The 13,534-nt window shown below is 57.7% G+C and carries 11 protein-coding genes; 10 read left to right on the forward strand and 1 reads right to left on the reverse strand.

Annotation, left to right across the window (positions count from 1 at the left end; genetic code table 11):
- Positions 1-41: 41 nt before the first annotated feature.
- Positions 42-1,415 (forward strand): cell envelope integrity protein CreD, encoded by a 1,374-nt coding sequence (gene creD / locus JOE09_RS12795; RefSeq protein ID WP_205066025.1) that lies wholly within the window; start codon positions 42-44, stop codon positions 1,413-1,415.
- Between the two features lie 46 nt (positions 1,416-1,461).
- Here the strand turns inward: creD and fldB are convergent, their stop codons facing one another.
- Complete coding sequence (gene fldB, locus JOE09_RS12800) at positions 1,462-1,980, reverse strand: flavodoxin FldB (RefSeq protein ID WP_200546353.1); 519 nt, start codon at positions 1,978-1,980, stop codon at positions 1,462-1,464.
- A 100-nt stretch (positions 1,981-2,080) separates the two neighbouring features.
- On the opposite strand from fldB, the gene xerD reads away from it, so the two are divergent.
- From xerD to JOE09_RS12845, 9 genes are all read left to right on the forward strand, one after another.
- Positions 2,081-2,974, forward strand: coding sequence for a site-specific tyrosine recombinase XerD (xerD, locus tag JOE09_RS12805; RefSeq protein ID WP_205066026.1), 894 nt, complete (start codon positions 2,081-2,083; stop codon positions 2,972-2,974).
- 44 nt (positions 2,975-3,018) lie between these two features.
- A complete protein-coding gene (gene dsbC / locus JOE09_RS12810; protein ID WP_105592332.1) occupies positions 3,019-3,720 on the forward strand; it encodes a bifunctional protein-disulfide isomerase/oxidoreductase DsbC in 702 nt (233 codons plus the stop codon).
- Between the two features lie 2 nt (positions 3,721-3,722).
- Complete coding sequence (recJ, locus tag JOE09_RS12815; RefSeq protein WP_205066027.1) at positions 3,723-5,444, forward strand: single-stranded-DNA-specific exonuclease RecJ; 1,722 nt, start codon at positions 3,723-3,725, stop codon at positions 5,442-5,444.
- 641 nt (positions 5,445-6,085) lie between these two features.
- A protein-coding gene (prfB, locus tag JOE09_RS12820; RefSeq protein WP_200546343.1) for a peptide chain release factor 2 occupies positions 6,086-7,184 on the forward strand; the annotation gives its coding sequence in 2 pieces (ribosomal slippage) (positions 6,086-6,160 and positions 6,162-7,184; 1,098 coding nt in all).
- 9 nt (positions 7,185-7,193) lie between these two features.
- Positions 7,194-8,714, forward strand: coding sequence for a lysine--tRNA ligase (gene lysS, locus JOE09_RS12825; RefSeq protein ID WP_205066028.1), 1,521 nt, complete (start codon positions 7,194-7,196; stop codon positions 8,712-8,714).
- A 155-nt stretch (positions 8,715-8,869) separates the two neighbouring features.
- Complete coding sequence (locus JOE09_RS12830; RefSeq protein WP_205066029.1) at positions 8,870-9,499, forward strand: response regulator transcription factor; 630 nt, start codon at positions 8,870-8,872, stop codon at positions 9,497-9,499.
- A complete protein-coding gene (locus JOE09_RS12835) occupies positions 9,499-11,037 on the forward strand; it encodes an MASE1 domain-containing sensor histidine kinase (RefSeq protein WP_205066030.1) in 1,539 nt (512 codons plus the stop codon). Before JOE09_RS12830 ends, JOE09_RS12835 begins: the two co-directional genes overlap by 1 nt.
- Positions 11,038-11,127: 90 nt before the next feature.
- Entirely contained in the window at positions 11,128-12,435 is a 1,308-nt protein-coding gene (gene uhpC, locus JOE09_RS12840; protein WP_205066031.1) for an MFS transporter family glucose-6-phosphate receptor UhpC, read from the forward strand.
- A gap of 40 nt (positions 12,436-12,475) precedes the next feature.
- Positions 12,476-13,507 carry an ABC transporter substrate-binding protein gene (locus JOE09_RS12845; protein ID WP_105593870.1) on the forward strand — a complete coding sequence of 344 codons (1,032 nt, stop codon included), beginning with the start codon at positions 12,476-12,478 and terminating at the stop codon, positions 13,505-13,507.
- Positions 13,508-13,534 lie beyond the last annotated feature (27 nt).

Raw genomic sequence — 13,534 nt, forward strand, 5'->3', positions numbered from 1 at the left:
ACAGGCCTATCTTCTGCGTCCTTAACTCAGGAGAAAAAACCATGTTGAAATCTGCTTTGTTCTGGAAGGTCATCACGCTGATCGGCTGTTTACTCCTTTTACTGGTGCCGCTCAGTATGCTCAACTCACTCATTGCTGAGCGCGCCAGCTGGCGGGACAGCGTGGCACAAACGCTAAGCCAAAGTACCAGCGGTCCGCAGCGCGTGCTAGGCCCGCTGATTGTCGTGCCGTGGACGGAAACACGTAAAGTAATGAAGGGCGATAAGGAAGTGCTGGTTGAGGAAAAGCATCACCGATTTTATTTGCCGGAACAGCTGAAGATTGGTGCACAGCAGGTGGTGGAGTCGCGCAGCGTTGGGATCTATCAAGGGCAGCTGTGGCGCTCAGGTATGGCCGTCAGTGCCAGTTTCGACGGTGAACGCATCCGCGATCTGTTAAACAAACCAGGAATCGTGTTGGGCCAGCCCTGGCTGACCGTTGTGCTCGGCGATTCGCGTGGCATAGCCAGCGTAACGCCGCTGCAAATTGAAGGTCAGGAACTTGATTTCCAGCCCGGCAGCCAGTTTGGCCAGGACGGCGAGGGGCTGCATGCCGTGCTGCCACAGTCGCTGCTGCAAAAGAAAAGCCTGGCACTGAGTTTTTCAATAAAGCTGATGGGAACGCGGGAGCTGGAAGTCGTACCGCTAGGCAAAAACAGCGCATTTGAACTGCAAAGTAACTGGCCGCATCCGGGGTTCACCGGCAGCTTCCTGCCCGAGAAACGCCAGATTACATCGCAGGGATTCACTGCCAGCTGGCAGAGTTCCTGGTTCGCCAATAATCTCAATTCGCGCTTTTCTGATGATGCTGAAGTCCGTAGCGCCACGCTGCCTGCTTTTAGTTCGATGGTGATTAACCCGGTTGACCAGTATCAACTGACCGATCGCGCGGTGAAATATGCCATCCTGCTGATTGGGCTGACCTTTATGTCATTCTTCCTTTTTGAGACGCTGACCGCGCTGCGCGTACACCCGATGCAGTACCTGTTGGTTGGTCTGTCATTGGTGATGTTCTTTCTGGTGCTGCTGGCGCTCTCAGAGCATATTGGCTTCAACCTTGCCTGGCTCAGTGCCAGCCTGACCTGCGCAGCAATAAACGGTTTCTATTTACAGGCGGTATTGCAGGGATGGCGGCGCAGTCTGAGCTTTGTTGCCGGGCTGCTGGTTCTGGACGCCGTGTTATGGCAGCTGCTGCAATCGGAAGACAGCGCCTTGCTGCTGGGAACCGGGGTACTGGCGATTGCGCTGGCGGCGGTGATGGTTCTGACCCGTCATATTGACTGGTACGGGCTGTCTATGCCGACCGCGAAGAAAGCGGTACAGGGCGCAGAGAAAGACGACAAGGAACCGGACGATCGTTTCCGCCTGTGGAAATAGCGCGGTAACGGGCTGACCGTCGTAGCGGTCGGCCCGCAGATAAGCGTTAAAGCAGTTCGGCCATTTCCGTCAGGATCTGCTCACACCATTGGGCGATACGCTCATCGGTGTGCTCAAACTGATTCACATCATCCAGCGCCAGGCCGACAAACTGCTGGCCGTCGGCGGTCAGAGGTTTTTTGCTGGTAAACTCGTAGCCCTCAATCGGCCAGCGGCCAACGAACTGAACGCCAATCGGTGCCAGTACTTCATGCAGCATGCCAAGCGCATCCAGGAACCATTCGCTGTATTCGCCCTGATCGCCCATGCCATAAAGTGCGACGATTTTACCGCGTAAATTCAGGTTTGGCAGATCGGTCCAAATCGCTTCCCAGTCCTCCTGCAATTCACCAAAATCCCAGGTGGGGATACCCAGAATTAACAAATCATACTGCTCCATCAGCAGGGGCGAATCATCTTTCAGGTTATGCAGAGTCACCAAATCTTCGCCGATAAAATCGCGAATTTTCTCGGCCGCCATCTCGGTGTAACAGGTGCTGGAGCCGTAAAACAGACCAATATTCATGGAAGTAAAACTCATTTTTCTTCAGGCATGGCAGCGATAATACCAGATATGGGTAACAATAAGGCATAATCGCCGTAAACCCTGACCTGGAGGAAATAGCGTGCAGGACAGCGATCTGATTGAACAATTTCTCGATGCCCTGTGGATCGAGCGCAATCTGGCGAAAAATACCGTCATCTCCTACCGGCTCGATCTGCGATCGTTGACCGACTGGCTTGCCCATCAGCAGCTGACGTTGCTGGAAGCGGATGCCGTAAACCTGCAAAGTTTCCTCGCCGAAAGGCTGGAAGGCGGCTACAAGGCCAGCAGCTCGGCACGTTTGCTGAGCGCCATGCGGCGCCTGTTCCAGTATCTCTATCGTGAAAAGCTGCGTGCTGACGACCCGAGCGCACTGCTGTCATCCCCCAAACTGCCGCAGCGTTTGCCTAAGGATCTTTCGGAGGAACAGGTTGATCGACTGCTTCAGGCACCCGGCGAAGAACAGCCGATCGAGCTACGGGATAAAGCCATGCTTGAACTGCTGTACGCCACCGGTCTGCGCGTTAGCGAGCTGGTGGGACTGACGCTGAGCGACGTGAGTCTGCGGCAGGGCGTGGTGCGGGTGATCGGTAAAGGCAACAAGGAGCGGCTGGTGCCGATGGGCGAAGAGGCGATATACTGGATAGAACGGTTTATTGAATATGGTCGCCCGTGGCTGCTAAATGGACAGGCGCTGGATGTGCTTTTCCCCAGCAACCGCGCGCAGCATATGACCCGACAAACCTTCTGGCATCGTATCAAACATTACGCCACACTGGCGGGGATCGACAGTGAAAAGCTGTCGCCGCACGTGCTGCGTCATGCTTTTGCGACCCATCTTCTGAACCACGGCGCGGATTTGCGTGTCGTACAGATGTTACTGGGGCATAGCGATCTTTCAACGACCCAGATTTATACGCACGTGGCGACAGAACGTCTGCGCCAGCTGCATCAGCAGCATCACCCGCGTGCTTAAGTGATTGACAATATGGCCCTCTCAGGAGCCTATAAGGATATAAAATGAAGACCCGCCTTTTACTTTCTTTTCTGATCGCGTCGATCGCTGGACTGGCCCACGCTGACGATGCGGCAATCCAGCAGTCGCTGAATCGTCTTGGCCTGCAGCAAACGGAAATTCAGCCGTCGCCGCTGCCGGGCTTCAAAACCGTTCTGTCGGAAAGTGGCGTGCTGTACGTTACCGAAGACGGTAAGCATTTTATGCAGGGTCCTCTGTACGACGTCAGCGGCGCGCAGCCGGTCAATGTCACCAATCAGCTGCTGGAAAAGAAAGTCGAAGCGCTGAGCAAGGACATGATTGTCTACAAGGCGGCGAAAGAGCAGCACGTCATTACCGTCTTTACCGATATTACCTGCGGCTACTGCCGCAAACTGCACGAGCAGATGGCCGACTACAATGCGTTGGGTATTACCGTACGCTATCTGGCTTTCCCGCGCGAAGGGATGAACGGGCAGGTAGCGAAAGAGATGAAGTCGATCTGGTGTACCGCCGATCGTCGTAAGTCATTTGATGCCGCAATGAAAGGTGAAGAAGTGCAGCCTGCGGATTGCAAAGTGGATATCGGCCAGCAGTACAAGCTCGGCATTCTGTTCGGTATTCAGGGTACTCCGGCCATTCTGCTGCAAAACGGTGCCATGATCCCTGGCTACCAGGGGCCACAGGACATGAAGAAATACCTCGACAGCCAGAAAAACGGTGGCTGATTTTGCACAAAGCTAAAACCGAACTCCGTCGCCGTCAGGCGGCGGATGCTGCTGCACTTCCTGCCGATTTGAACCCGTTGCTGCGCCGCCTGTATGCCCAGCGCGGCGTGACAGAAGCCGTTGCCCTGGAGCGCGGTGCCAAAAATCTGCATTCATTCCATTCGCTTAGCGGCATCGATCGCGCCGTTGATATCCTCCAGCGGGCGCTGGCCGATGATTTGTGCATTGTGATCGTTGGTGACTTTGATGCCGATGGTGCAACCAGTACGGCGCTGACGGTGCTGGCGCTGCGCGCTATGGGCGGGCGCAATATCAAATATCTGGTGCCGAACCGTTTTGATGATGGTTACGGCCTCAGCCCGGAAGTTGTCGAACAGGCCGCCGCCCGTGGTGCACAGCTGATTGTTACCGTGGATAACGGTATTTCCTCACACGCAGGCGTGGAGCTGGCGCATCAGAAGGGTATCCCGGTGGTGGTCACCGATCACCATCTGCCGGGGGAATCGCTGCCTGCGGCGGATGCCATCGTTAATCCCAATCTCAGCGACTGCGAATTCCCTTCGCGGGCGCTGGCTGGCGTCGGTGTTGCTTTCTACTTAATGCTGGCTCTGCGTGCGCGGCTGCGCGACAGCGGTGTGGCAACGTTACCGAATCTGGCCGAGTGGCTGGATCTGGTCGCGTTGGGTACGGTCGCCGACGTGGTGCCGCTGGATGCCAATAACCGTATTCTGGTCTGGCAGGGTCTGAGCCGTATTCGCGCGGGTAAATGCCGTCCGGGTATTCGCGCCCTGCTGGAAATCGCCAATCGCGATGCAAGCAAGCTGGCAGCCAGCGATTTGGGTTTCGCGCTGGGGCCGCGCTTAAATGCCGCCGGTCGGCTTGATGATATGTCGGTCGGTGTTGCGCTGTTGCTGAGTGAAGATCTGGGCCAGGCGCGAATGCTTGCGGCTGAGCTGGACGCATTGAACCAGACGCGGAAAGAAATTGAACAGGGCATGCAGTCCGAAGCGTTGGCGTTGTGCAATAGTCTTGAGCAGAGTAGCGATGCGCTGCCGCTGGGTATTGCCATGTACCATTCGGAGTGGCACCAGGGCGTGGTAGGCATTCTGGCTTCACGTCTGAAGGAGCGCTTCCACCGGCCGGTGATCGCGTTTGCTCCGGCGGGTGACGGTACGCTAAAAGGTTCCGGTCGATCCATTTCGGGGCTGCATATGCGTGACGTACTCGAACGGCTCGATACGCTGAATCCCGGGCTGATTATCAAATTTGGTGGCCATGCCATGGCGGCCGGGCTGTCACTGGAAGAAGCGAAGTTCGACGAGTTTCGCCAGCGTTTTGCCGATCTGGTCGCCGATCTGCTGGATGCGGAGTCGTTACAGGGCGTGGTGTGGAGCGACGGTGAGCTGATGGCGCAGGAGCTGACGCTGCCGACCGCCGAGCTGTTGCGTGACGCGGGTCCGTGGGGTCAGGCGTTCCCGGAGCCAACGTTTGACGGCAAGTTCAAGCTGTTGCAGCAGAAGCTGGTGGGCGAGCGCCATCTGAAGGTTATGCTGGAACCACTGGGCGGAGGCCCGTTGTTGGACGGTATCGCGTTTAATATTGATACCGCGCTGTGGCCCGATCCAAGCGTGAGGCATGTGGAGCTGGCCTATAAGCTGGATGTGAATGAGTTTCGCGGTAATCGTAATGTGCAGTTGATTATCGATCATCTCTGGGCGTTATAGCGGGGCGGGTTTGGCTCAGTAGCGGCAGCGTTGCTTATGTCGCTTTAGATTCTGAGTCTGGCGCATCGGTGTCGGGCGGGTTCGCGGACGCGCCGTGAACACGTCCGTGTGGGCTCGGTTCGCGCATCCCTGCGCTCAACGGTCCGCGAACCCGCCCGTCACCGATTGCCCATCGGCTATGGATTTGCTGTGGGTAAACAGTTACCGAATCAATTCTTTAAAACTGCGACGTGAACTTCTGAAAAGGTGAACGTAACGGGGCATACCCAAAGCGATACGGTAATTCGGAAGGCGAACGTCAGGGGGCAGATAAGCCGGATGTCTGCGGCAGGGATGCCGCAGCCAAGCCCACACGGACGTGTTCACGGCGATCCGGCGTTCTGCCCCCTGACGGTCGCCCGGCCTCCGCATTTGAAGCGAGAAAAATGCTCCACATAGTGCGCCACGTAACGTTCACCCGCATCCCGGTAACAGTTAATGCCATCTTAGCCCCGGTTACGCTCATTACTTTCTCCATTTATAGCAAGTTGGGATTATTACGCTGCCAAAGCGTGGTCAAAACTACAAACTGCACGCTATTTCAGGTAAACTGCTCCGTTACATTCACGTCCTTTTCGATCACCTAAAAAGATTCTAAAACCATGTTTGAAATTAATCCGGTAAAGAACCGAATTCAGGATCTCACTGAGCGCAGCGGCGTTCTTCGGGGGTATCTTTGACTATGATGCCAAGAAAGAACGTCTCGAAGAAGTAAACGCTGAGCTTGAACAGCCTGATGTCTGGAATGAACCCGATCGCGCTCAGGCGCTGGGTAAAGAACGCTCCTCATTAGAAGCCATTGTTCAAACCCTCGACCAGATGTCGCAGGGGCTGGAAGATGTTTCCGGCCTGCTGGAACTGGCGGTAGAAGCCGAAGACGAAGACACCTTCAACGAAGCGGTTGCCGAGCTGGATGGCTTAGATAAAAAGCTCGCCGAGCTGGAATTCCGCCGCATGTTCTCCGGCCAGTACGACAGCGCCGACTGCTACATGGATATCCAGGCCGGTTCCGGTGGTACGGAAGCACAGGACTGGGCCAGCATGCTGCTGCGTATGTATCTGCGCTGGGCAGAAGCTAAAGGCTTCAAAACCGAAATCATCGAAGAGTCCGATGGTGAAGTGGCCGGCACTAAATCCGCTACCATCAAAATTATCGGCGACTACGCCTACGGCTGGTTGCGTACTGAAACCGGCGTTCACCGCCTGGTGCGCAAAAGCCCGTTCGACTCCGGCGGCCGTCGCCACACCTCGTTCAGCTCGGTCTTTATCTACCCGGAAGTTGAAGACGATATCGATATCGAAATCAACCCGGCCGACCTGCGCATTGACGTTTACCGCGCCTCCGGTGCCGGTGGTCAGCACGTTAACAAAACCGAGTCGGCAGTGCGTATTACCCACTTACCGACCAACATTGTCGTGCAGTGCCAGAACGACCGCTCTCAGCATAAGAACAAAGATCAGGCATTCAAGCAGCTGCGCGCCAAGCTGTATGAATACGAGATGCAGAAGAAAAATGCTGACAAGCAGGCGGCGGAAGACAACAAGTCTGACATCGGCTGGGGCAGTCAAATCCGCTCTTACGTTCTGGATGATTCACGCATTAAAGATCTGCGTACCAGTGTAGAAACGCGGAATACGCAGGCGGTTCTGGACGGCGATCTGGATCGTTTTATCGAAGCAAGTTTGAAAGCAGGGTTATAAGGAACTCACATGTCTGAACAACAACCGCAGGCCGCTGATGCAGCAGTTGAGCTTAATAACGAACTGAAAGCGCGTCGCGAAAAGCTCAGCGCGCTGCGTGAAACCGGCGTGGCGTTCCCGAACGACTTCCGCCGCGATCGCACCTCGGATACGCTGCACGCCGAGTTTGACGACAAGGAAAACGAAGAGCTGGAAGCGCTGGGCGTTGAGGTCAGCGTCGCTGGCCGTATGATGACCCGCCGCATCATGGGTAAAGCCTCTTTCCTGACGCTGCAGGATGTCGGTGGCCGCATTCAGCTATACGTCTCCCGTGACGATCTGGCTGAAGGCATCTACAACGAACAGTTCAAAAAGTGGGACCTCGGCGATATCGTCGGCGCTCGCGGTAAGTTGTTTAAGACCAAGACCGGCGAGCTGTCGATCCACTGTAGCGAACTGCGCCTGCTGACCAAAGCACTGCGCCCGCTGCCGGACAAGTTCCATGGACTGGCCGATCAGGAAACCCGCTATCGTCAGCGCTACCTCGATCTGATCAGTAACGATGACTCCCGTAATACCTTCGTTGTGCGTTCAAAAATCATGGCGGGTATCCGCAGCTTCATGGTTAACCGCAACTTTATGGAAGTGGAAACCCCAATGATGCAGGTGATCCCTGGCGGCGCATCTGCCCGTCCGTTCATCACCCATCACAATGCGCTGGATATCGATATGTACCTGCGTATTGCGCCAGAGCTGTACCTGAAGCGTCTGGTAGTGGGCGGCTTCGATCGCGTATTCGAGATCAACCGTAACTTCCGTAACGAAGGTATTTCGCCGCGCCATAACCCAGAGTTCACCATGATGGAACTCTATATGGCCTACGCGGACTATAAAGATCTTATCGAACTGACCGAAAGCCTGTTCCGCACCCTGGCGCAGGATATTCTGGGCAACACTGTTGTGCCTTACGGCGAGCAGGAGTTCGACTTCGGCAAGCCGTTTGAAAAGCTGACGATGAGAGAAGCGATTCTGAAATATCGTCCGGAAACCAACCTGGCCGATCTCGACGATTTCGACAAGTCTGTGGCGATTGCCCAGTCTATCGGCATCAAAGTTGAGAAGAGCTGGGGTCTGGGCCGTCTGGTTACAGAGATCTTCGAAGAAACCGCCGAAGCACATCTGATCCAGCCTACCTTCATCACCGAGTATCCGGCTGAAGTGTCGCCGCTGGCGCGCCGCAACGACGAGAACCCGGAAATCACCGACCGCTTTGAATTCTTTATCGGCGGCCGTGAAATCGGTAACGGCTTCTCGGAGCTGAACGATGCGGAAGACCAGGCCGAGCGTTTCCTGCAGCAGGTTAATGCCAAAGACGCCGGTGATGATGAAGCGATGTTCTACGACGAAGACTACGTCACCGCGCTGGAACACGGTCTGCCGCCGACGGCTGGTCTGGGCATCGGTATCGACCGTATGGTGATGCTGTTTACCAACAGCCACACCATCCGCGACGTGATCCTGTTCCCGGCTCTGCGCCCGGGCAGCAAGTAAGTATTATTGTCCTACCCGACGGCCAGCTTTTGCTGGCCGTTTTTATTTGTCCCTCAGCCTAAACTGTTAACCCCCCAGCATTTTCCCCGCTCGCATTTGCTCAACGCCCCGTTCGGCGGGCATCATGCACAAAATTTTCAGCAGGTTTATCCATCATGATTAACGTAGCCCTGATCGACGACCATATCGTGGTGCGTTCCGGTTTTGCTCAGCTTCTCTCCCTGGAAAGCGATATCCAGGTGACCGGCCAGTTTGCTTCCGCCGCCGAGGCCTGGCCGCATCTGCTGCGCGAGCCTTTCGACGTAGCGGTGCTGGATATTGCCATGCCGGATGAGAGCGGGCTGAGCCTGCTGACCCGCCTGCGCCAGCAGCGTCCGGGCTTCCGGGCGATTATCCTCAGCATTTATGACACCAGCGCCTTTGTGCAAAGCGCGGTGGATGCCGGGGCCAGCGGCTACCTGACCAAGCGCTGTGGGCCGGAGGAGCTGGTGCAGGCGGTGCGTTCGGTCAGCGTCGGCGGGCTTTACCTGTGTGCCGATGCGCTGCGTGCGCTGCGCCAGACCCGGCCGGTGCCCAAAGAGCTGACCTCGCTGACGCCGAGAGAGAAGCAGGTATTCGATCTGCTGATTAACGGCATCAGCGTAAAGGCGATTGCCGACCAGCTGGCGCTCAGCCATAAAACCGTGCACGTTCATCGCGCCAACGTGTTGGGCAAACTAAACTGCCAGACCACCGTTGAGCTGGTGCATTTTGCCCTTCAGCATCAGCTGCTGAGCCATACCTGATGCCGCAGGCGCGCCATATTGTTTTATCGCTGATGCTGGCGCTGTTTTTCGCCCTCGGCTGGCTGGCGCTGTGGACTATCGGCCTGTGGCTGAGCCAGAACGGCCAGCAGGCGGTGCTGCTGCTGCCTGCCGGACTGCATCTGGCGCTGATGATCCTGCTGCCGAAGCGCTACTGGGCGGCGCTGCTGCTGGTGGAGGCGGTGCTGATTAGCTGGCTGCAGCTGGAGCATCTTATTACCCAGCCAGTTATGCTGCTGTCGCCGCTGCTGAGCGTGCTGCCTGCCTGGATCTGTCAGTCTCAATGGCATCGCTACACGCTTTACTGGCAGCGGCTGATCCTGCTGCTGGCGGCGGTGACCCTGAACACGCTGCTACAGGGTGCGATAATCGGCCCGTGGCTGGAGGAAGCGGTCACTCAGACTCTGCTGGCCAGCTTTACCGGCGGGGTACTGCTTACGCCGTTTATTTACCTGATTTATGAATATCTCAAACAGCAGCACCTCAGCGATATGCTGGCGCAGCGCATGCCCGATCCGCCGCTGCGCACCTCGCTGCTGATCTGGTGCTCGGTGATTTTCGCCATCGGCGTTTGCGTGCAGGTATCGATCGCCCCGGATATGGAGCGGCTGCTGCTGATCTTTGTTTTCCTGCCCAACGTGGTGATGGCCTACCGCTTTGGCTGGCAGGGCGGGGTGCTGTCGGCGATCGTCGGCAGCGTGCTGATCACCCTGACCCGGCAGGCCAGCGGCGCGTTTCACGATCTGCGCGAGCTGGAGCTGTTTCTCTCTACCCAGGCGCTGCTCGGCATCGGGCTGGGGATTGCCGTCAGCCGGCAGCAGCAGCTGGCCCAGCATCTACAGCGCTACCGCCAGCAGCTGGAAAAAGAGCTACAGGCCCGGCACCGGCTGATGGCACAGTTGGTGGACACTGAAGAACAGGTGCGCAAAGCCATTGCCCGCGAGCTGCACGATGAGATCGGCCAGAACATTACCGCCATCCAGATCCAGGCAATGCTGGTGGAGCGCGGCAGCGATGCACCGGCGGCCAGACAGGCGGCGGGGCAGATTAGTGACCTGTCGCGGCGCATTCATCACACGACCCGGCAGCTGCTGCGGCAGATCCGCCCGCCGGTGCTGGACGAAATGGCGCTGGACAAAGCGCTACAGCATCTGGCCGCTGAGTTCTCCTTCGCCGATCGCGGCATTGATTTCCAGCTTCATTACCGGCTTAGCGCCTCTCCTACGGATGAAACCCTGACCTTCACGCTGTATCGCGTGGTGCAGGAGCTGCTGAACAACATCAGCAAACATGCGGGTGCGCGGCAGGTGGTGGTAACGCTGGAAGAGCAGCCGGGCCTGCTGACGCTGAGCGTCAGCGATGACGGCATCGGCATTACCGAGCCCATCGGCGGCGGTTTTGGCCTGCGCGGCATTGAGGAGCGGGTGCGGGCGCTCGGCGGCGACTGGCAGCTGTTGCCGCCGCCGGGAACCTGCATAACTGTTAACTTGCCCACAAAATCACGCGAAACTGCACCCTGACCAGGAATAATTCCTGGTTCATTCCAACTTTGTCTCATGCCCCGGCGTAATGCCTTCCCTATATTAGCCCGTGATGACCCGGAGGTTTACATGGCAGCCATCACCCTGACGCCAGAGCAGATTAGCCAGCGCTACCGTTATTGGCGACCGCGACTGCTGTTCACCATGGTGATCGGCTATGCCGCGTTTTATCTGACGCGGCGCAGCATCAGCCAGGTAATGCCGGTGATGCAGCTGGAACTGGGGCTGGATAAAGCCGACATCGGCCTGCTGGGCACGCTGTTTTATCTGGTCTACGGCGCATCGAAATTTCTGTCCGGCACGATCAGCGACCGCACGCCCGCACAGTGGTTTATGGGCGGCGGGCTGATCGCTACCGGGGTACTGAATATCGTCTTTACCTTCTGCGGCTCATGGAGCGCGCTGCTGCTGGTATGGACGCTGAACGGGTTTTTCCAGGGCTGGGGCTGGCCGCCGTGTGCCAAGCTGCTCACCCACTGGTATTCGCGCAACGAGCGCGGCTTCTGGTGGGGCTGCTGGAACACCTCGATCAACCTTGGCGGCGCGCTGGTGCCGCTGCTGTCGGGCTGGCTGGCGATGCGCTGGGGCTGGCAGGCCGCGCTGCTGCTGCCGGGGATTATGGGCATTCTGATCGGCATCTGGCTCTGCTGGCGGCTGTGCGATAAGCCCGCCGCGCAGGGACTGCCGACGGTGGGGGAATGGCGGCGCGATCCGCTGGAGCTGTGGCAGCAGGAGCACAGCCCGGCGATGTCGATGCGCGATATTTTGCGCCAGCAGATTCTGGCCAATCGCACCATCTGGCTGCTGGGCGTTTCTTACGTGCTGGTGTACCTGATCCGCATCGCGCTCAACGACTGGGGCAACCTGTGGCTGACCGAGGCCCACGGTGTAAACCTGCTGAGCGCCAACACCACGCTGACGCTGTTTGAGCTGGGCGGGGTGATCGGCGCGCTGTTCGCCGGATGGGGATCGGATCTGCTGTTTCGCGGCCAGCGCGCCCCGATGATTTTGCTGTTTGCCTTAGGTCTGTTCCTCAGCATGGCGGCGCTGTGGCTGGCACCGGTACATCACCGGTCACTGCTCTCGGTGTGCTTCTTCAGCCTGGGCTTTTTTGTTTTTGGCCCGCAGATGCTGATTGGCCTGGCGGCGGTGGAATACAGCCACAAGGCCGCGCCGGGAACCGTGACCGGATTCCTCGGCCTGTTTGCTTACCTGGGCGCCGCGCTGGCGGGCTGGCCGCTGGCGCAGGTGATGCAGCACTACGGCTGGTCGGGCTTTTTTGCCCTGCTGACCGCTGCCGCAGGCTGTATCGGCGTGCTGCTGATGCCGCTGCTGATTGCCGGACTGAACCGGCAGAGATTTAAACAGGCTCCGTAACCGACGGGGTCTGCCGACCCTCGACGATAAGGATAACCTGATGAAACGTTTAGCCCTCTCTACCCTGATCGCTGCCGGGCTGGCAGTGAGCGCGATGTCCGGTGCGGCACACGCCAAAGGCCGCCTGGTGATCTACTGCAGCGCCACCAACGCCATGTGTGAAACCGAAGCGAAGGCCTTCGGTGAGAAGTATGATGTGAAAACCAGCTTTATCCGCAACGGCTCCGGCAGCACGCTGGCGAAGGTCGATGCCGAGAAGAATAACCCACAGGCGGATGTCTGGTACGGCGGCACGCTCGATCCGCAGTCTCAGGCCGGTGAAATGGGGCTGCTGGAAGCCTATAAATCCCCGGTGCTGGATCAGATCATGCCGCAGTTCCGCGATCCGGCGAAAGTGAAGGGCAACTACTCTTCGGCGATTTACATCGGCATCCTCGGCTTTGGCGTCAACACCGATCGCCTGAAGCAGAAAAACCTGCCGGAGCCGAAGTGCTGGAAGGATCTGACCAACCCGATCTACAAGGGCGAGATCCAGATCGCCGATCCGCAAAGTTCCGGCACCGCCTACACCGCGCTGGCGACCTTTACCCAGCTGTGGGGCGAAGATCAGGCCTTCGACTACCTGAAAAAGCTTAACGCGAACGTCTCCCAGTACACCAAGTCCGGCATTGCCCCGGCGCGTAACGCCGCCCGTGGTGAAACCGCGATTGGCATCGGCTTCCTGCACGACTACTCGCTGGAAAAAGACAAGGGCGCACCGCTGACCCTGATCTCTCCGTGTGAAGGCTCCGGCTATGAAGTTGGCGGCGTCAGCATCCTGAAGAAAGCGCGCAATATCGACAACGCCCGCCTGTTCGTGGACTGGGCGCTGTCGAAAGAAGCGCAGGAGCTGGCGTGGAAGCAGGGGCAGTCCTACCAGATCCTGACCAACACCACCGCAGAAACCTCACCAAACTCGCTCAAGCTGGATGACCTGAAGCTGATCGACTACGACATGGATAAATACGGCGCCACCGAGATGCGTAAGCATCTGATCAACAAGTGGGTTAACGACGTGAAGATGGGGCAGTAATTCTTAACTTTGGCGCGGCCTGCTGCC

Origin of the sequence: Pantoea coffeiphila (assembly GCF_016909495.1) — a bacterium.
Classification (GTDB): domain Bacteria; phylum Pseudomonadota; class Gammaproteobacteria; order Enterobacterales; family Enterobacteriaceae; genus Erwinia; species Erwinia coffeiphila.